Raw genomic sequence first — 20244 nt, forward strand, 5'->3', positions numbered from 1 at the left:
CCCGGTAGCCCGCCATGAGCGAAGAGCAGCCTGTCGTCGACCGCAGCCCCAAGGCGAGGATCGGGAACGTCTTCGCCGACGAGTTCACGATCCTCCAGCACCTCGCGCGCGGCGACGTGGCCGACACGTTCCTCGCCGAACTCATCGACCCGCCGACGCAGGTGTGGATCAAGATCTGCCGCGCCGAGTACTCGCACGACCGCGCGCAGGCCGAGCGCCTGCTGCGCGAGGCGCGGGCGGCCGCGGCGATCCTGCACGCGAACGTGCTCGAGGTCCTCGACGCCGACCTCGCCCCGGAGGGCGACGTCTATGTGGTGACGGAGGCGCTCGAGGGCGAGGACCTCGGGCAATTGCTGCGCCGCAGCGGCCGGCTGCCGTGGTCGCGCGTGCGAGGCATCGCGCTGCAGATCGCCGAGGCCCTGCAGGCGGCCCACGCGGCCGGGATCGTGCACCGCGGGATCAAGCCCGGCAACGTGATCCTGTGCGCCGACGACTTCGTCAAGGTCGCCGACTTCGGCATGGTCGCGGTCGACGAGGTGACGCAGGACCGCGAGGCCGGGACGGTGGTGCTCGGCGACGCGGTCCACTTCATCGCCCCCGAGCAGGCGCTCGGCGAGGCGGTCGACCAGCGCAGCGACGTGTACTCGCTGGGCGTGCTGATGTACACGCTGCTGAGCGGGCGGGTGCCGTTCTTCGGCCGGCCGACGCAGGTGACGATGCAGCACAAGTTCGCCACGGCGACGGCGCTCGGCAGCGTGGCGCCGGAGGCCGAGATCCCGCCGTTGGTGGAGGCGCTGGTGCTCAAGGCGATGTCGAAGCGCCGCGAGGACCGGTTCCAGGACATGGGCGCGCTGGTGACGGCGCTGCAGCAGATCGGCGAGGACGGGGCGCGCGGCGGCGGCGACCGGGCCAAGGCGGCGGCGCGCCAGCAGCCCACCACCGACAGCGCGATGTTCTACTCGCTCGAGGCGCTGCAAGGGCTGCTGGCGCAGACGCAGGAGCCGCGGGCGCAGATCGAGATCTACGGCAAGATGCAGCGCGCGCTGACGCAGCTGGCCGGCGGCGCCGGTGGCAAGGAGGCGCAGTCGTGGCAGCAGTGGATCGCGCAGGGCCTCGACTACGCCTATTACAACCTGGCGGCCCAGCACCTCGCCGCGGAGCAGTGGCAGGAGCTGGTGCAGACGTACCGCGAGCACGCCGAGCTGACGACCGACCGGGCGATGAAGACCGGCCTCTACGGGGCGATGGGCTACGTGCTCGACAAGTCGCTCGGCGACATCCCGGGGGCGATCGCGGCCTACCGCTCGATGATCGAGCTCGACCCGACGTCGCAGGACGCGGTGCTGGCGCTGGCGCGCCTGTACGAGCGCGCGCAGCAGTGGGACGCCGCCGTGCAGACGCTCGACCACTTCCTGTCGCTGTGCGCCGACCCGGTCGCGCGCACCGAGGAATTGACGCACGTCGGCAAGCTGCTGCACGAGCGGCTGGTGGCGTCGGAGCGGGCGGAGGTGTACCTGCGCGGGGCGCTCGAGCACTCGCCGGGCCACGTGCCGGCGCTGACGCTGCTCGCCGACATGTACCGCGGGCGCAAGGACTGGCGCGAGCTGGCGGCGGTGTGCGAGGCGCTCCTGACCCACGCGACCAGCTACTACGAGCGCGTCGAGTTCGGCATCGAGGCCGGCTTCCTCCATTACCGGCAGCTCGGCGACGTCGCCAAGGCGACCGAGATCTTCGCCCGCGTGATCGAGCTCGACCCCGAGAACGTGCGGGTCGGCACGGTGCTGTCGAAGATCTACTACGAGTCCGGCAACTACGTCGGCGCGGCGCCGATCTACGAGATGCTGGTGCGCAAGGCCCCGGGCGCGCCGATCAGCGTGAAGGCGCACGTCGAGCTGTGCCTGCGCGCGGCCCGGGTCGAGCGCCTGCTGGCGCGCTCGCAGCGGGCGCTCAAGCTGTTCAAGAAGGCGCTCGAGCTCGAGCCGGGCAACTGGACGGCGATGCTCGGGCGCGCCGACCTGACCTTCGAGGCAGGTGAGTGGGAGGCGGCGTTCAATTTCTACGAGCAGCTGCTGGCCGCGACCGCCAAGGAGAAGACCGACAAGGTCGCGGCGGCGATCCACGTGCGCCTGGCCGAGGTGTGCAAGCGGCGCAACCACAACCAGAAGGCGCCGGGGCACCTGCGCAAGGCGCTCGAGCTCGACGCCAACAACTGGCAGGCGCTCGAGGCGACGCTCGAGCACCAGCTGGCGGCGGAGGACTGGCAGGGCGCGCTCAACACCCGCCGGGCGATGATCAACGCCTCGGGCGACGACGGCGTGAAGTTCGAGCTGTTCGTCGCCAGCGGCAAGCTGTTCCGCGATCGCCTGCGCGACCCGCAGAAGGCCGTGATCGCGTTCCAGCGCGCGCTCGAGCTGCGGCCGCGCGAGCTCGGCGTGATGCACCTTTTGCTCGACACGTTCACCGAGCGCAAGATGTGGCCCGAGGCCGTCGGGGTGCTCGACCGCATCGTCGAGGTCGAGCCCGAGCCGGCCCGCCGGGCCCGGTTCCACTACACGGCGGCGGTGCTGCTGCGCGACAACCTCGGCCAGGTCGACGCCGCGCTGGCGCGGTTCGACCTCGTGCTCGACGAGGACCCGAGCCAGCTCAAGGCGTTCCAGGCGATCGACAAGCTGCTCACGCAGCGGAAGGAGTGGAAGGGGCTCGACCGCGCCTACCGCAAGATGATCAATCGCCTGCCGCCCGACGGCGAGACGCAGCCACTTCCCGGCGGCTCCGCGCCTCTGCGGACGATGTTGTGGTCGAACCTGGCGGAGATCTACCGCACCCGCCTCGGCGACTTCCGGGCCGCGGCCAAGGCGTTCGAGGTCGCGGCGGCGCTCGACCCCGGCAACGCCGACCGCTGGCAGATCCTGGTCGAGCTGTACGAGGCGCTGCTCCGCAACAACGCGCGCGAGTTTACCGACAACCTGATCCGCGCCCACTACACGCTGGTGCGCCTCGAGCCGCACCGCTACGCCAGCTACCACCGGCTGTTCGAGATCTACGTGGCCCGCCGCGAGCTCGACAAGGCGTTCTGCGTCGCGCGCACGCTGGTGTTCGTCAAGCAGGCCAACGCGCAGGAGACGACGCTGTACAACCGCTACCCGCAGCCGGAGTTCCGCCGGATCAAGCAGCGGCTCGGCGAGGACCTGCTGCGCCGCTGTGTGTTCCACGCCGACGAGGACGCGAGCGTCGGCGCGGTGCTCGGCCTGCTCGCGCCGGTGCTGGCCGGCTGGCGGCCGAAGCTGCTGCCGTACCCGCTGCGCCCGTCCGACCGCGTCGACGCCGACGACGACGGCTCGCTGGTCAGCAAGAGCTTGATCTACGTGACCTCGGTGTACGGCTGGCCGCAGCCCGACCTGTACTTTCGGCCAGACGAGCCCGGCGACGTGGCGGTGCTCAACGTCGAGCGCGGCGGCAGCGTGCGCCCGACGATCATCGCCCTGGGCGGCGCGCTGGCCGAGAAGTCGGAGAACAACCTGGCGTTCACGCTCGGTCGCCACGCGCTCGACCTGTACCCGCCGCACTACGCGTTCATGATCATCGACCGCTCGCCCGAGAACCTGAAGGACGTGATCATGGCGAGCATGCACGTGTGCAAGGTCGGCGCGCCCGAGCTGTCGTCGGGGGCGCAGGCGCTGGCGCGCGAGGTGACGAAGAACCTGCCGGCGGCGGCGATCGAGCGGCTGACGGCGGCGCTGCAGCGGCTCATCAAGGGCGGCGAGGTCGACGTCAAGCGCTGGGCCCGGGCGGCCGAGCTGGCGGGCTATCGCGCGGGGTTCCTGTTCTGCAACGACCTCGCCACCGCGGCCCACGCGATCGGCCAGGAGCAGCGGGTGTTCGGCTCGCTGCTCGCGCCCAAGGAGGCGCTGCGCGAGCTGGTGGTCTACAGCGTCAGCGAGGAGTACTTCGAGGCGCGCCGCGGGCTCGGGCTCAACGTGGCCTGACGACGCGCCCGAAGGGCGTGGGGTCAGGCGACGTAGAGGTGGCCGCGAGGCCGCCTCAACGTGGCCGGCGTCCCGCCACACTTGGCGGCATGCTCGGCGCGGACAGGCCCGCGTTGCCCCGCGATGTCGCGCCTCGCCGGCGTCGGTGGGTGTGTGCTCCTGCAGCCAACTCGTTCTGCTCAACAAGCGGCGCGGGGCCGCGCTTGCCCGGTCGGACGAAGGGTGATAGGACCGCTTCAATGACACGAGCGAAGCAGTGGTTGCGTTGGCCGATCGGGTGCGGGCGTGCAGCGGCGTTGGCGACGTTGCTGGCGGTCTCCGGGCTCTCGGGCTGTACCAAGTCGAACGAGCAGGTCGCGGTCGAGGTGCTGGCGGACCCGGGCGTGCGCGAGCTGCTGAGCAACATCCCGGCCGACACACCGTATGCGTACATCAGCTTCGGCGGCTCGATGCGGCCGATGGTCGAGAAGATGTACAAGCAGCTGTCGCCGCTGATCGACAAGGTGTCGCCGACGATCGAGAAGGAGATCCCGCTCGAGGGCGAGTGGGCGCCGCTCATCCGCGCGCTCTTCAGCGAATTCAAGGCGATCGTGAAGGACGGCGGGCTCGACCGCACCGGCATCGATATCGACGGACGGGCCGCGTTCTACGGCATCGGCGGGCTGCCGGCGATGCGGTGGTCGTTGAAAGATCCGCAGGCGCTGCGCGACCTGCTGGGCCGCGTGCAGCAGAACGGCGCTGTCACGATCCCGACCTGCAAGCTCGGCGACGCCGACTACTGGTGCGGTGAGTTCGCCGGGGTCAAGCTGGCGGCGGCGGTCGTCAGCAACGAGCTCGTCATGGGCATCGCGCCGACGGCGATGGCCGACAAGGTGTTCGAGATCCTGTTCGGCAAGACGAAGCCGGAGCGGTCGCTGGCCGACTCGCAGAAGCTGCGCGACCTGCTGGCGAAGTGGCAGCTCGGCCGCTTCAACGCCGGCTTCGTCGACGTGCGGGTCATCGCCGAGGCGCTCCTCGGCGAGGGCGACCCGCTCAACAAGGAGGTGCTGACCGCCGTGAACCCGCGGGTCGTCGAGCGCTGGCCGCAGATCACTCAGGTGTGCAAGGACGAGATCCGCGGGCTCGTCGCGATCGCGCCGATGATCGTGTTCGGCAGCGAGTCGATGAGCGCCGAGGGCTTCGAGATGGTGTTCGGCGTCGAGCTGCGGTCCGACATCGCCCAGGACCTCAAGTCGTTGCGCGCGTCGGTGCCGGGCCTGAGCCAGGAGCTGCGCGAGCAGGTGATCTTCGCCATGGGCGCGGGCGCCGACGTCGGCAAGGCGATCGAGCTGGTGCTGCGCAAGGGCAAAGAGGTGTCGCAGTCGCCGTATCAGTGCCCGGAGCTGGCCGAGCTCAACCAGGCGGCGACGAAGATCGGGCAGGACACGTCGGCGATCCCGAAGTGGGTGCCCGGCCTGCGCGGCGGCAGCCTGGTCCTCACCGACATCAAGATGGCGGGCTTCTTGCCGTCGTCGATCACGGCCCACGCGGTGCTGGCGGCCGCCGACCCGAAGGCGGTCTACGAGGCGATCCGCGCCGAGACGCCGGCGATCGCGGCGTACGAGTTCAGCGACGACGGTACGGTCAAGACGCTGCCCGACGGCACGGTGCCGTTCGTCAACGGCATCGCCTACGGGGCGAAGGCCGGGGCCGGCATCGTCGTGGCGATCGGGCCGGGCTCGGAGGCGAAGGTCGGCGAGCTGCTGGCGGCGCCGGAGGTGAAGGACCCGCCGCTCGCGCTGTTCGCCTATGACCTCGGCAAGATGATGGAGCAGCTGCAGCCGCTGATGGGCATGGCGGGGCAGTCCGAACTGACGGCGGCGCTCGACATCTACAAGATGTTCGGGCCCTCGGGCTACGAGATGTACGCCGAGGATCGCGGGCTGGTGTTCAAGGCGGCGATGAAGCTGCGCTGAGCAGGTCGTTGGCCGCCTGCATGCGCGTGGTGCAGGCGTCGCGCAGGCGGCCGACGATCACGTCGCCGTACCACGCGCCGTGGGCCGGCAGCTCGCGCGCGCGCAGGGCCTCGAGCAGGGCCGGGAGGTCGGACACGCCCGAGCGGACCAGGCTCTCGACCTCGCGCTCGGTGCGGTGTTCGTTGCGGTCCTGGAGGACGCGGCGGATGGCGGAGCCGAGGTGCGGCAGGCGCTGGTCGTTGGCGGCGCGACGCAGGCGGAGGGCGATTCCGGCCGGGTCGTTGTCGCAGAAGTCGAACCACAGCGCGGCGGCGAAGAAGCGCAGCGACTCGGCGTTGCGGCGGGCGGCGAACGCCGCGTGCAGCTCGCTCGGGGTCAGCTCGGTGACGGCGCGCGACAGCGGGACGATCGAGCATGGCCCATCGGACATGTACGCGAGCAGCTCGACGAGCTGCAGCTGCTCCCAAGGGTCGGGGCCGAACCACAACACCCGCTCGCAGTCGGTCGGCAGCTCCTCGGCGCGCTGGATCTCCGCCAGGTCGGCCTGCCAGAAGGCCATGCGGAGGAACACGTGCCGGCCGCGCTCGCGCGAGCAAGGGCCGACCGCGGCGCTGTCACGCCAGCCGAGGACTTCACCGTCGAGCCCGACCTCGCGGGCAAACCCGGCGGCACAATCACCTGCGTGGATGTGAAGGATCGGTAGCACGCCCCGGTAATGGACCCGGTCCCGGGGCGGTGCAACTTGAGCGCGTCACCGACGGGAGGCGGCTCTGCGACCTCCATGAGAAGGGCCACTGGCGCACGGTGGACGCGGGTGCGTCTATATGCGCGGGTGATCGCCGGCACGCGCTCCTGGACGCTGTGAACCGGGCTCGGTGCGAACGTCGGTCCGGGCGCGTTTCCATGATGGATTCTTGATGGGCTGCGCAAAGCCCGAAGTCCACCCGGGGGTACTTGGCAGCAGGTCCGCTGACCGCTAGCGTCGGTGTGATGGCGGAGCCATCGAGCTCGACCACGGTGGGCTGCCGCCGCACGTGGTGGCCGCGCGGGCGCGCTACCACGCCGAACTGCCGCGTTCGTATCGACCGTGGCGCCACCTGGCGACGCCGTTCGTGGTCGGCGGGGCGGTGACGGCGGGCTGCATCGCCTGTCTCGAAGGACCTGCGCTCTCGGACATGCTCGCGGTGCCCGTCATGTGGCTGGTGGCGATCGCGTGCGAGTGGCGGTTCCACCGCGACCTGCTGCACCGGCGGGTGCCGCCGCTGCAGTTGCTCTACGACAAGCACACGCTGTCGCATCACGCGATCTACGTCGAGGGCGCGATGCAGATCGGCTCGGCCCGCGACTTCCGCTCGATCCTGTTCCCGTGGTGGGCGCTGCCGGCCCTGGCGGCGGCGCTGACGCCGATCGCGTCGCTGTCGGGGCTGCTCTTCGGCGGCGACGTCGGGCGCCTCGTGCTGGCGACGTCGATGGTGTACGTCATGGTCTACGAGGCGATGCACTTGATCTACCACCTGCGGCCGACGCACCCGTTGCGCCGGCTGCCGGGGATCGAGACGCTGGCGCGCCACCATGCGCGTCACCACGATCCGCGCCGGATGCAGCGCGAGAACCTCGGGGTCACCAGCACGCTGTGGGACCGCGTGCGCGGGACGGTGGCGCGCTGAATCTGGCCTGAAGGACAGGTGCTACGCCGGCGGCGTCCGTCGCAGCAGGTGCGCGCATGGGGGCAGCCGCGCCGGCGCGGCTGCCCCTCATGTCCCGGAGGACATGTCGCATCACGGGCGCGAGCGCATCAGCGCCGTCTTGTTCTGACCGCCGAGCCACACGTCGGGGCGGCCGTCGCCGGTCACCTCGCGCACCTCGAGGCTGTAGGCGCCGAGGGCGACCCCGTGGTTCTTGTAGTCCTTGAACGCCGGGGAGCCGTCGCCGCGCACGGTGGTCCACTTGGTGCCCTGGGACGCGAACACGAGGTCGAGGTGGCCGTCGGCGTCGAAGTCGGCCGCCTCGGTGAACGTCTCGCCGGAGACGGTGCCGAGGTTCGTCTTGAGCGAGGGGGCGAACTCGCCGAACAGCCCGAACCCGTCGCCGACGTAGAGGTACACCGGGTCGTTCTGGGTGAAGACTCCGACGTACGCGACGTCGAGGACGCCGTCGCCGGTGAAGTCGCCGAGGACGCTGGCGCCCTGAATGGGCACCGGGATCGCCATGTTCGACAGCTTGCCGCCGCCGGTGCCGAGCAGGCTGAAGTTCGGGAGCGAGCCCATCATCACGTCCGGCGCGCCGTCATTGTTCAAGTCGCCGATGCGGACGCCGCCGTTGTAGTAATCGATGTACTGGTACGGGTAGTGCTGCGGAGCGCCCTGGGCGACGAGGTCGCCCCACACGCCGACGCCGCGGTTGAAGCCGACGAACACGGACGTCACGTCGCCGCCCTGGCTCGGGACCGTCACGACGTCGAGGTCGCCGTCGCCGTCCATGTCGTGAAAGCGGGCGTCGCCGACCCCGTTCCACGCGGCGTTGTAGCTGCTGACGCCGAGCGTGCCGTCGCCGTTGCCGGGGTACACGAGGACGCGGAATTGGGAGTTGGCGAGGCCGGGCTTGGGGTAGCAGGTGAGCATGACGTCCAGCTTGCCGTCCTTGGTGTAGTCGGACATCACGGCGCGGCGCGGGTCCAGCGTGCACGAGGACAGCAGTCGCTGCTTGGCGGCCGGCTGGTACCCGCCCTCGCCGGTCCCGAGCCAGGTCTCGTAGGCCTCGCCGTAGCCGAAGAAGTCGATCTGGCCGGCGACCTGATCGGAGAACGCGACGAACAGGTCCGACAGGCCGTCGTTGTCGAGGTCGCCGGTGGCGAGCGAGTAGCCGTAGACGGTGTAACCGTGCGAGTGCGGCAGGTCGATCGCCTCGAAGCAGACCTCGCCCGGCTCGGCGACGAGGTTGCCGCAGCCGGTCAGCGGCGGGCGCGTGCAGTCGTTGCGACAGCCGTTGGTGTCGTCGTCGTCGCCGTCGTCGCAATCCTCGACCTGCGGCGACACGAACCCGTCGCCGCACACCGCCGCCTGGCAGAGCCCCTTGCACACGTCGCTGTCGAAGTTCGCGTCGCTCCAGCGCACCTCGATCGTCTGCGACGTCGGCAGCGTGACCACCAGGTCGCGCCGGCCGTCGCCGTCGAGGTCGCCCGCGGCGACGTCGTCGGCGAGCGAGGCGTTCTGCTGCAGCACGACGCCCGAGAACTGGCCGGCTCCGTCGCCGGTGGCGGTGAGCAGGAAGCTCTTGCCGAACTCCCAGTAGACGCCGAGGAGGTCGAGATTGCCGTCGTGGTCGATGTCGACCAGCTCCATGCTGCTCGGCAGCGCGCCGAGGCGCACGTGGTACGGCGCGTCCAGGAACCCGCCGGCGCCGTCGCCGGGGCGCACGTACACGCTTCGCGCGGCGGGGTCGAGGACCAGCAGGTCGAGGTGGTCGTCGCCGTCGATGTCGGCGACGCGCATCCAGGTCGAGTCGAGCGGGACGCGGTAGGTCCGCTGGCGGGCGAAGTTGCGGTCGCCGAGGTTCTTGAACACGCTGACGTTGCCGGACTTCTTGTTGAGCGCGACGAGGTCGATCTGGCCGTCGCCCTCGAGGTCGGCGGCGACGATGTCGCTCACCTCGAGCCCGGCGCGCAGCGTCTTGGCGGCCGAGAAGGTCGTGCCTGCCGCGCCCCAGCGGACCGAGACGTTGTGGCTCGTGCCGTCGGCGGTGGCGAAGTCGGGGTCGCCGTCGCCGTCGATGTCGGCGGCGACGAGCGCCTGCGGCGCGGCGGAGGCGGCCAGGGCCGGGCCGCCGTTAATGAACTTGCCGGCGCCGTTGTTGACGAGCACCGTGACGCCGGCGTTCGACCGCACGAGGACGTCGAGGTCACCGTCGCCGTCGATGTCGGCGCTCGTCAGGCCGCGGGGCAGGTTGTCGGGCACGGAGAAGCCGGTGCCCGCATCGAAGCCGCCGGCGCCGTCGCCGAGTCGGACGTGGATCTTCTTCGGGTTCGGCTCGGCGGCGATGATGTCGAGGTGGCCGTCGCCGTTGAAGTCCTCGACGATCACCTGCGACGGCTCGGAGGCGAGGAGCTGCGCGCCCGGCGTGGCGAAGCAGTACTGCCCGGGCTGGAACGCGCCGCCGCAGTCCTTCTCGGGCGGCAGCTCGCAGGTGTTGGTGCAGGCGTCGTCGTCGACGTCGTTGGCGTCGTCGCAGTCCTCCATGCCGCTCCACACCAGGCCGTCGCCGCACTCGGCGGGCTGGCAGGCGCTCGTGCACGCGCCGTTGTCGCTGTTCGCGGGCCCGAGATCGCAGCCCTCGCCGGCCTGCACGAACGCGTCGCCGCACACCGGGAGCAGACAGGCGTCCGTGCACGCGTCGGTGTTGTCGCCGTCCTTGCCGTCGTCGCACTCCTCGCCGGGGTCGAGCTTGGCGTCGCCGCACTGCGGGAGGGCGCACTGGTCGTTGCAGCCGTCGCCGTCGACGAGGTTGCCGTCGTCGCAGGCCTCGCCGGGCCCGAGGTCGCCGTCGCCGCAGACGTTGATCTCACAGTCGGCCTTGCAGGCCTTCCCGGGCCCGTTGTCCGCGCCGGCGTCGCAGGCCTCGCCGACCTCGAGCACCCCGTTGCCGCACACCGGGTCGCCGCCGGTGCTGGTGGTGGTGTCGGTCGCGGTGGTGTCGGTCGTATCCGTCGCGGTGGTGTCGGTCGTGTCGGTGGCGTCGGTCGCGGTCGGGTCGGTCGCGGTCGGGTCGGTCGCGGTCGGGTCGGTCGCGGTCGGATCGATATCGGTGGTGCCGGTCGTATCGGCGGTCGTCGCCGTGGTGGGCCCGATCGACGTGGTCGGGGCGGTGGTCGACGTCGGCTCCGTCGCCGCCGCTTGGCTCGTCGAGTCGTCGACCGTCGTCGCGGCGGACGAGCTCGATGGATCGGTGTCGCTGGCGGTGACGGCCGTATCCGCGGGGCAGGCGGGAATAACGAGGACGAGCGCCAGACCCGGCCAAACGCCGAGTCCGACGGGGGCTACCATGGACGATGTTCGCATCGCACGATGCTACAACCACGCGCCGGTCGACTCAAGCACGAGAGGTGAAGCTATGATCATAGCACGACGCATCACATTCGGCGCCACGCCGGCGGCCGGGGCCCCGATTCGCCGCACACGAGCGACGTGCGCGAGGTGATCGGCGCCCCGGCGGCGGGGTCGGGCGCGTCACGGACAGAGCTGCGGGTGGAAGAACAGATCGAGGCCGCTCACCTGGAGCACGCCGATCGAGCCGTTCACCGCAGCCGCGGCCACCTCCGCCTGGTTGGGCGTGCAGGCGCCGAAGGCGGCCTGGGCCGCCTCGTAAGGGACGAACGCGCCCGGCTTGGTGAAGCGCGAGTGCGTGAACGAGGTGGTCATGCAGCCGTAGACGTGGTGGTTGCCGTTGGCGTACACCCCGGACAGCTGCACCGCGGCCTGGCCGGCGTACAGACCGGAGACCTTGGGCAGGACGGCCAGCTCCGTGCCGTCGCTGGCCGAGTATCGGGCCCCGATCCAGTTGCTCACGCCGACGATGGCCGTGAGGTCGTCGCCGGTGTACGCGACGTGGGCCGCGCGTCCGGCAGGGAGCTGTACGCTCCACAGCACGTTGCCGGCCGGGCCCCAGCCGCGCATCCTGCCGCCCTGGAAGGTCCCGTGGTAGATCCCGACGACCCCGTAGTCGGTCGGGGCCAATATCGGCCAGGTGAGCTCCGGCGAGCCGCCGCCGACGTTGGTCTCGAGCACGGTCATGGTCGCGTGCTCGCCGTTCTGCGGCAGGAACGCGTAGCGCACGACGGTGTTGAAGCCCTCCTGCTTGACCTCCAGGGCGAGGTAGGAGCTGCTGCCGCCGCCCACGCCCTCGAGCTCGAGGTTGGTCTCGTCGACGCCGGTGACGATGGCGGTGCCGAGGCGTTGCTCCGCCGAGAGCGGCGCCAGTTCGTCGTCGAAGGTGCGGACGAACGAGACCGGGCCGTCGTACACGACGTCGGTGCGGACCCACCCGAGCGCCAGGCCGCCGGCGTAGGAGGCGAGGTCGAGGTCGTGGATCGCGCCGTTGATGATGAGCGGCACCGCGGCGCCGATCGGGGCGCCCGTGGTGGTGAGGCGCTGGAGGATGATCTTGTTGAACGGATCGACCCAGGCGGCGACGAAGTGATCGCCGCGGGCGACGAGCCGTGGGAACTTGCCGGTGCCGACCTTGACCTTGGGGCCGTACATCTGCTCGGCTGCGCCGTCGCAGTCCTCGTCGAGCCCGTTGCACTGCTCCGCGGCCGGCAGTTGCTGCGTGTAACACTTGTCGCTGAAGACGTTGTCGAACGTGCAGACGCGATAGCCGGACTGACAGATGCCCACGTCGGCGGTGCCGGGCGGGCCCTCGTAGCACTCGATCTCCTGGCCATCCATGCACATCTCCACCACGCCGGTGGTGGTGCTCGACGAGCTGTCGCCGGTCGTCGAGTCGGTGGTGGTGGTGGTGGTCGTGCCCGGCTCGGTGGTCCCGGAGGTCGTCGTGGTGTCGCCGGTGGTCGAGTCGTCGCCGGTCGAGGAGGTGCTCGTCCCGGCGCCGGTGGTGGTCGTCGTCGAGTCGTCGCTGGTGCTCGTCGTGCTCGTCGCCGTGGTGGTGGTGGTCGTCGTCGTGTCGCCGCTGGTGTGGGTCGCGCCGGTGTCGATGTCCTCGGTCGGATCGACGGGCGAGGTCGCTGAACTCGTCGTCGTCGGCATGGATGGGTCGGTCGCGCTGCCCGGGACCTCCTCGGTCGCCGCGGGCGCGGTCGAGGTCGAATGGACGCCGGTCGACGGGTCCGTCGCCGTGGCCGTCTCCATGACCTGCTCATTGGGACATGCACATAGGAGCAGGACCGTCCCTGTCGATAACCACGAGCCGGAATGTTTCATGCCGCGGCTTTAGCACGCGGCTGAAAGTCGCCTCAAGGGCGCCGTCGCGCGGGCCGCTCGATGCACCGGTGCCGAACACCGACCTCCGGCTCTGCCGACTGGCGGGCCGTTCGGTGCGAGCATCGTCGCCGGCTCTGCTCCGGAGCCGCTTTGCGAGGAGCGCGCGAGGACGAACGCCCGTCGGGAGGCCCGCGGCCCGGTGGCATGAAATACGTTTGTAATCGACGCTGCCGTCGATCTCGCCGGGGCGCTGCCCTCCGCGCCGGCGCGGAGTCGGGCGAGTCCCGATCACGGGCCGTCGCCGGGTGGAGCGGGCGTCAGGTGACGACCTCACGCAGCTGCTCGGCGAACCCGAGCCAGCCCTGCTGGTAGTCGCTGCGATCGACCATCGAACCGAAGCCGTCGTGGACGATCGTGACGCGCGTGGCGGCGCCGTCGCGCAACGGCTCGAGCAACCAGGTGACGCGGGTGGTCGGCTGGTCCGGCTCGCCGCGCCAGTCGGGCCAGTCGGTGACGAGCCGCTCGTTCTCCACCAGCTCGAGGATCCTGGTGGGACCGCCCGCGACGCTGCGGCCCTCGACGTCGTAGCTCCAGCCGTAGGAGTACTGGCGGCGCTCGAGGTCGACCTGCGCCGCCCCGCCGAGCCAGCGGTTCATCAGCGCCGGGTCGAGGAGCGCGCGGAACACCCGGGCCGGCGGCGCGTCGATGTCGATCGACACGCGCACCTCGGGCCGGTCGCTGATGAAGTCGGGCAGCACGACGTCGGCGCGGGCGGCCAGGTGGTCCATGAGGTTGCCGGCGGTCATGCGCCACAGATCGTCGAGGACGTGACGGGGCCGCTTGAACGGCAGCGCGCCGCGGACGGTATGGACGACCTCGAGGCGGCAGGTCTCGGCGGTCTCGCCGGGCGTGACGGTCCAGCGCACCTCGGTGTCGACGCCGTGGATCGTCCACTGAAACGCCAGCGAGGCGCCAGGTTCGAAGGCGACGAGCCGCTGCGTCGCCTCGCCCGCGCTCGGGGTGGCGAACGCGGCTCTGCCGTGGAATGCGAACGCGCCGCCGACGCGGGGCTCGACGCGCACGTGTTCGGCGAACCAGCGCGACAGCGCTGCCGGTTCGACGAGGGCGCGAAACGCCCGCTCGGGGGCGGCTGGCAGGGGAAAGCTGGCGCGGTGTTCAAGGACTGGGGGGGTCTCGGTCATCGGGTGCTCCAGGGTCGGCGCGTCCGCGCGGGGGGGCGCGCGGGTTCGGGGGAGACGTCGGGGGGCAGGGATTCGACGAGGGTCTTGAGGTCGCGCAGTCGTGCCGACCAGAACACGCGGTACGTGTCGAGCCACTCGGTGGCGACGGCGAGCCGCTCGGGCGCGAGGGTGTAGACGCGCTCTCGCCCGCGCTTGCGTTCGACGACGAGCTCCGCCTCGCGGAGGATCCGGAGGTGCCGCGAGACCGCGGGGCGGGTCACCGCGAAGCCTCGCGCCAGCGTCCCCGCGTTCTCCTCGACGCCGCGCAGGCGCTCGAGCAGGCCGCGCCGGGTGCCGTCGGACAGCGCGAAGAACACGGCGTCGAGCGTGGCGGCGGAGGTGGTGCACGTCATGCGTAAAGGGAAGGTTACATATGGCGGGAGAAACGTCAACAATCGGTTACATGTTGTTCGAAACGCCGTCCAACCGCCGCTCCTGTGCCGGATCGGCGGCCCGATGCGGGATGCCCCGGGGGCGGCGCTAGTCCACGAGGGTGGCGCGCGCGAGGTGGGCGCCGGGGCCGAGCTTGACGCGCAGGGTGCCGCCGAGGTCCGCGGCGTAGAACCAGCCGTCGTTCGCGGCGTCGAGGGCGGCCGCGTCGGCGCGCTGGCTCAGCGGGGCGTCGTCGACGGTGACGGCGGCGACGGGGGGCATGGCGACGACCTCGACGTCGACGCCGGCGGTGAACACCTCGCCGGGGGCGACCTCGAGGCGCAGCGAGCCGGCGCCGAGGCGCTGCTTGAGGGCTGTCCCGTCGTACAGGTCGAAGCGGGTGCCGACCGGGCCGGGGGCGACGCGGGCGTACAGCAGGCCGGGGTCGCCGGCGAACGAGTCGACGTCGGCGGCGGTGGTCGGGGCGAGGGTGTCGATCGTCGGGCGCAGCAGCGGCACGATGCCGCCGACGCGCAGGAACAGCGGCAGGGTGCCGAGCGGGGCGTCGACGGTGACGTCGCGGTCGCCCTGCAGGACCTCGCCGGTCCACCAGTCGAGCCAGGCACCTGGCGGAAGGGACAGCTTGCGCGAGGTGGCCCCGCGCGCGACCACCGGCGCGACCAGCAGGTCGCGGCCGAGCAGGTAGGTGTCCGACGGGTGGACGCCGAGCTCGGGGTAGGCGAGGCCGAGCGGGCGCTGCAGCGGACGACCGGTGCCGGCCAGCAATTGCGCGTGGGTCCATACGTACGGGAAAAGGCGCAGGTGGAGCCGCGCGTATTGGCGGTACCAGGCCAGGCTCTCGTCGTCGAGGCCGTTCTCGGGCGTGAACTCCCACGGCACGTCGGACGAGCCGGTGCCGACCTGCATCACGGGGGTGAGCGCGGTGTACTCGAACCACCGCACGAAGGTCTCGCGGTCGGGCGGGGCGTGGCGGTAGCCGCCGGTGTCGGAGGCGAAGAACGGGAAGCCGCTGGGCCCGAGGCCGAGCGAGGCGGTGAGCGCGGCCGGCAGCCCGCCGACGGAGATGTACGATTCGCCGTCGTCGTCGACCGGCTCGCGGTGCGCGGCCATGTTGGCGTCGAGGTCGCCGGGCCAGATCACGCTGACGTTCTGCTGATCGCCGTAGGTGCCGGCGCGGCACAGCAGGAAGCCGCCCGACTCCGGCAGCAGCTCGGCGTAGGCGCGATGGTACAGCAATTGATAGAGCTTGTGCATGGTCCGCTCGCTGCTGCCGTCGGCGAATTGCCACACGGTGCGCGCGCCGCCGAGGCCGACGACGATGTCCTCGGCGTAGTCGAGCTTGAAGCCGTCGACGCCGTTGTCGGTGTATTCGCGGATGTGGTCCTGCCACCATTCGAACGCGGCGGGGTTGGTGAGGTCGAGCGGCTCGCCCCACTGGGAGGTGATGAGGCCGACCTCGAGCGGGAAGAACTCGCCGGCCTCGGCCTCGGCGCGCATCTCGGCGGCGGCCGGGTCGTCGTCGACGTAGGGCACGTGCCACAACGCGAGGCGCAGGCCGAGGTCGTGGATCTTGGCGATCATGGCCTGCGGGTCGGGGAACTGGGTCGGGTTCCAGTCGAACACGCCGACGGCGCTCTGGTACGGGCGGTCGATCCAGATCGCCGAGGTCGCCAGGTCGAGCTCGCGGATCGTGGCGATGTCGCTCTCGACCTGGGCCTGGTCGTCGTTCTCGTCGCGCCAGATCCACGGGCCCAGCGCCCACGGGGCCGGCAGCTTCGGCGCGCCGGTGGTGGCGTAGTAGTGCCGGGTGACGTCGAGCGGGTGGTTGGCGGCGTAGAGGTGGAAGACGAGGCCCGCGCCGGTGTCGGGGCCGGTGCCGAAGGTGGCCTCGACGCGGTCGGGGGCGGCGGCGGCGACGTCGAACACGGCCGCGTGCGGGTCCTCGACGAACAGGCCCCAGCCGCGGGTGCCGGTGATGAACGGGACCGGCACGTGGGCCTCGTTGTACTGGCTCTCGATCTGCGGGTCGTACTCGAGCTGCATGGCGCGCACGCGGCCGCGGTGCTCGGCGGCGTCGAAGTGCTCGCCGAGGCCGTAGAAGCCCTCGCCGGCGTCGACGATCGGGCGCAGGCGCATGTACGCGAGGACCGGTCCGCCGGGCTCGGGGACGAGGCTGGCGTGGAAGCGCCCGGGCGCGGCCTCGGTGACGGTCAGGCGGGCGTGGACGTCTGTCCCGAAGGACAGGCGCACGTCGACCGCGGCGGCGCCCCCGAGCGCCTCGGCGGCGGTGACGGTGAGCCACTGGTCGGGGGCGAGGAAGAACGGGTCGTAGGACGAGGCGTCGTCGAGCGCCGCGACGACGCCGAGCTGGAAGCCGTCGGCGGGGAAGCGCAGCAGGACGTCGCCGCCGCGCACGAGGCGGAGCTCGAGCTCGGACCACTCGACGGTGACCGGCTGCTCGGGCTCGCTCTCCGACTCTTCCTCCCAGGCGGTGGTGCCGCTGGTGGTCGGCGCGGCGGTCGTGTCGGTGGCGCCGGCAGTGGTCGTGTCGGTGTCGCCGTCGCTGTCGCCGTCGCTGTCGCTGCCGGAGCCGCCGCCGCCGCAGGCGACGACGCAGGCGAGCGCGAGGAGAGAGAGCGGCGAGGTTCGAAGGGCGCGGCGCGTCGGCATGGGGGGATGTCGGCAGGATGACCGCGAGCGCGTCCGCCTGTCCATCGGGGACGTGCGCGCCGCGCTGGTGGGGGCACGCACAGCCGGGCGCACGGCACATTGTCGGCGCATGCGGTCACGTCATCCTGAATTTCAGGTGCTCGCCAGGAGGATCGCATGTCCGTCACGCATCGCCGCTCCGTGTGCACGCTCGTGTGCGCCGCGCTGAGCCTCGCTCCGCTGCAGGCGTCGGCCACGCCGAAGTCGCGGCGGGCCGCGGAGGCGCGCGGCCAGGCCAGGGCCGCGCCCGCGGTCGATCCGCTGGCCCAGGCGGCGGCCGAGCGCGAGGCGCTGGCGTCCCGCGCCGCGGAGGTCGAGGCGATCCAGGGCGTCGAGACGTGCGCGCGCTGGCTCAGCGGTCAGGCGTGGGACACCCAGGATCCGCGGATTCATATCATGGCCGCGAAGACATGGCTCAAAGTACAGACGTCGCCCGCCAGCCTCGATCGCGTGGAGTTCCACGCGCGCGAGGCGGTGGCGCTGGCCGACGCGCCGCCGGTGCCGCGGATCGGCGCGGGCGAGGTCGCGCTGGTCCACGCCGACGCGGAGGGGCTGCAGCAGTCGGTGGCGGAGCGCCGGGCGGAGATCCGGCGGGCCCGCGCCGACCGCCGGGCGGCGGACCGCCAGATCCGCCGCGGCCGCCGCGAGCTGATCGCGGGCGGCGCGATGCTGGTCGTGGGCGCGCTCGGCGGCGGGCTCGCGCTCGGCGGGGCGACCTCCCGGCGCAGCTTCGACGAGACGATCGCGCCGGTGCTCGCGGCCGACCTGCCGGTCGACCTGTCGCCGCTGCGCGCGCTCGACGTCGAGGGTACTCGCATGCTCGCAATCGGGGGGGTGCTGGCGGCCGTCGGCGTGGCCGCGGGCGTGCCGCTGCTGGTGCTCGGCGCGCGCGACCTCCGGCTGGGCAAGCAGCGGCGCGGGAGCCTGTCGCTGCAGCTCCAGCCCGGCCCCGGCAGCCTCGGCGTGGTCGGTCGGTTCGGCCGCCGTTAGGGCCAGTGCCGACGAGCAACGCAGCCAGCGTGGCGAAGAACAAGCGAGGGAGGGTCGAAATGCCCCGGTCGCGGCACTAGACTGTCGCCATGCGCTCGGCCCCGCTGCGCCTGATGCTCTTCGACCGCACGTGCACCGGCAAGCGCCTGCGGCCGGGGCTGTCGCACGCGTGGTGGGCCGGCTCGCACCTGTACCGCGGGCTGTCGCGCTTCGACGCGTCGCTCGGGGTGACGTGCTGGGAGGACGGGCTCGACTGGCTGGCGACGACGCACCCCGACCGCGAGATCGCGGAGATCCAGTACTGGGGCCACGGGCACTGGGGCGAGCTGTTCGTCGACCGCAAGGGGCTGACGGCCGAGGCGCTGCGCCCGGGGCACCCGCTGCACCGCAAGCTCGCGGCGATCCGCGAGCGGATGGTGCCCGACCACCTGTGGTGGTTTCGCACCTGCGAGGCGTTCGGGGCGGTGCGCGGGCAAGAATTCGCGCGCCGCTTCACCGACTTCTTCGGCGGGCGGGCCGCGGGGCACACGTACATCATCGGCGTCTGGCAGAGCGGGCTGCACAGCCTGCGCGCCGGCGAGACGCCCGGCTGGTCGGCGCAGGAGGGGCTGTCCCGAGGGACAGCCGACAGCCCGGTCGAGGCGCTGTGGTCGCGCCGGCGCGAGCCGAACACGATTCACTTCCTGAACGGCAAGATCCCGGACGGGTACTGACTTCGGTCCGCGTGTGCGGGCCGAGGTCACGCGGTCGCAGGCGGCCCGGCGACCCGGGCGGTGCGACAATGGCCGGGTGTTCGACCTCGGGAAATTCCTCGACTGGTTCGTGGTGCTGGTATTCGCGCACGTCGGGCTCACGGTCGTGGCGGCGGCGATCGGTCGCGCGGCCGAGCGCTCGCCCGAGGCGCGGCCGATCCAGGGCGACGCCTTGCCCGAAGGACAGGTGGCGCGCGAGCAGCGGGCCAACCTCCGCTTCTGCCTGGTGATCCCGGCAGCGCTGGCGCTGGCGCTGCAGGGCGGGTGGATCACGTGGGGGCCCGACACGCTGGGGTGGGGGATCGCCAGCTTCTTCGTGTGCAGCGTGGTGTTCGACGTCTACTTCTACGGGCTGCACCGGCTGCTGCACACGCGGCCGCTGATGCGGTTCCACCGGCTGCACCACCAGTCGCGGGTGACGACGCCGTGGAGCGCGCAGTCGGTGTCGACGGTGGAGGCGCTCGGGTGGGCGCTCGGCTACGTCGGCGTGCCCTGGCTCTTGGGGCATGTCGCTCCGGTCAGCCTGATCGGGTACTTCGTGTACCTGTTCTACAACGTGTTCGGCAACATCATCGGCCACACCAACGTCGAGCTCGGGCCGCCGTCCTTGACCCGCAGCCCCGCGGTGTGGCTGGCGCACCCGTACACGTTCCACGCGCTCCACCACGCGCGGTTCACGAGGCACTTCGGGTTCGGCTCGACCTTCATGGACCGCCTGGCCGGGACCGAGTGGCCCGACTGGGTGGACGCCTACGCGCAGGTGATGGCCGGACGGCCGCTGCGGCAGCACGGGAAGACCGAGCCGCCGGCGTGACGAACGGTGGTAGCGTGGGGGGGTGAACCGACGACCACCACTCTTCGCATGGGCGCTCGCGCTCGCCGGCTGCCCCGACGGCGGCTCGGACACGAGCGCCACCAGCTCGGGCGGGCAGACCAGCTCGACCGGCGACGGCGCCTCCGAGACCGACGCGACCACCTCGACCGGGACGACGACGACGATGTCCCCCACGACAGGGACTTCGGGACCTGTCCCGACGACCAGCACCGGCGACGAGCCGACCACCGGACCGGTGGCGACCGCCACGACCGGCTCGACCGGCGACACGACCGGCGACACGACCGGCGCGCCGGTCGGGCCGGCGCCCGACTGGAAGCTCGTCGACGTGAACCCGAACTCGGCGACGTACGAGCAGGAGCGGGGCCGGAGCGACTACGCCGGGTCGGTGTCCGGCTGGTACTTCGCGCACGCGACGTGAGGCTACTGCCGTAGCCAGTTCGGCTACCTG

Annotated in this window: 13 protein-coding genes; 7 read left to right on the top strand and 6 right to left on the bottom strand. The window is 71.6% G+C overall.

The features are described 5' to 3' along the window. Nucleotides 1-14: 14 nt before the first annotated feature. Entirely contained in the window at nt 15-3986 is a 3972-nt protein-coding gene (locus tag K7C98_RS38355) for a serine/threonine-protein kinase (protein WP_224196877.1), read from the top strand. A gap of 296 nt (nt 3987-4282) precedes the next feature. Continuing rightward, entirely contained in the window at nt 4283-5941 is a 1659-nt protein-coding gene (locus K7C98_RS38360) for a hypothetical protein (protein WP_224196878.1), read from the top strand. On the opposite strand, the gene K7C98_RS38365 is transcribed toward K7C98_RS38360, so the two are convergent. Further along, the gene (locus K7C98_RS38365; RefSeq protein ID WP_224196879.1) at nt 5916-6647 is read right to left on the bottom strand and encodes a hypothetical protein; all 732 of its coding nucleotides are present in this window, start codon (nt 6645-6647) and stop codon (nt 5916-5918) included. The two genes, K7C98_RS38360 and K7C98_RS38365, sit on opposite strands and share 26 nt — an antisense overlap. A gap of 328 nt (nt 6648-6975) precedes the next feature. Between K7C98_RS38365 and K7C98_RS38370 the strand changes: the two genes are divergently transcribed. Then, nucleotides 6976-7608, top strand: a complete 633-nt coding sequence (locus K7C98_RS38370) for a sterol desaturase family protein (protein WP_224196880.1) — start codon at nt 6976-6978, stop codon at nt 7606-7608. 111 nt (nt 7609-7719) lie between these two features. On the opposite strand, the gene K7C98_RS38375 is transcribed toward K7C98_RS38370, so the two are convergent. From K7C98_RS38375 to K7C98_RS38395, 5 genes are all read right to left on the bottom strand, one after another. Continuing rightward, a complete protein-coding gene (locus K7C98_RS38375) occupies nt 7720-10980 on the bottom strand; it encodes an FG-GAP-like repeat-containing protein (protein WP_224196881.1) in 3261 nt (1086 codons plus the stop codon). A 183-nt stretch (nt 10981-11163) separates the two neighbouring features. Continuing rightward, nucleotides 11164-12801 (bottom strand): putative metal-binding motif-containing protein, encoded by a 1638-nt coding sequence (locus K7C98_RS38380; protein ID WP_224196882.1) that lies wholly within the window; start codon nt 12799-12801, stop codon nt 11164-11166. A 389-nt stretch (nt 12802-13190) separates the two neighbouring features. Further along, complete coding sequence (locus K7C98_RS38385) at nt 13191-14075, bottom strand: SRPBCC family protein (RefSeq protein ID WP_224196883.1); 885 nt, start codon at nt 14073-14075, stop codon at nt 13191-13193. Then, on the bottom strand, nt 14072-14467 hold the full coding sequence (locus K7C98_RS38390) for an ArsR/SmtB family transcription factor (RefSeq protein WP_224196884.1): 396 nt from the start codon (nt 14465-14467) through the stop codon (nt 14072-14074). Before K7C98_RS38390 ends, K7C98_RS38385 begins: the two co-directional genes overlap by 4 nt. 127 nt (nt 14468-14594) lie before the next feature. Then, nucleotides 14595-17177 (bottom strand): TIM-barrel domain-containing protein, encoded by a 2583-nt coding sequence (locus K7C98_RS38395; RefSeq protein WP_224196885.1) that lies wholly within the window; start codon nt 17175-17177, stop codon nt 14595-14597. Nucleotides 17178-17333: 156 nt separating this feature from the next. Here K7C98_RS38395 and K7C98_RS38400 point away from each other — a divergent pair, with 156 nt between their 5' ends. From K7C98_RS38400 to K7C98_RS38415, 4 genes are all read left to right on the top strand, one after another. Beyond that, nucleotides 17334-18206: a hypothetical protein gene (locus K7C98_RS38400; RefSeq protein ID WP_224196886.1), complete on the top strand. Its 873-nt coding sequence runs from the start codon at nt 17334-17336 to the stop codon at nt 18204-18206. 89 nt (nt 18207-18295) lie between these two features. Further along, the gene (locus tag K7C98_RS38405; RefSeq protein WP_224196887.1) at nt 18296-18919 is read left to right on the top strand and encodes a hypothetical protein; all 624 of its coding nucleotides are present in this window, start codon (nt 18296-18298) and stop codon (nt 18917-18919) included. 76 nt (nt 18920-18995) lie between these two features. Further along, a complete protein-coding gene (locus tag K7C98_RS38410) occupies nt 18996-19772 on the top strand; it encodes a sterol desaturase family protein (RefSeq protein ID WP_224196888.1) in 777 nt (258 codons plus the stop codon). A gap of 22 nt (nt 19773-19794) precedes the next feature. Next, complete coding sequence (locus K7C98_RS38415) at nt 19795-20214, top strand: hypothetical protein (protein ID WP_224196889.1); 420 nt, start codon at nt 19795-19797, stop codon at nt 20212-20214. The last annotated feature ends 30 nt before the right edge of the window (nt 20215-20244 follow it).

This window comes from Nannocystis pusilla (assembly GCF_020073745.1).
In the GTDB taxonomy this organism is placed as follows: domain Bacteria; phylum Myxococcota_A; class Polyangia; order Nannocystales; family Nannocystaceae; genus Nannocystis; species Nannocystis radixulma.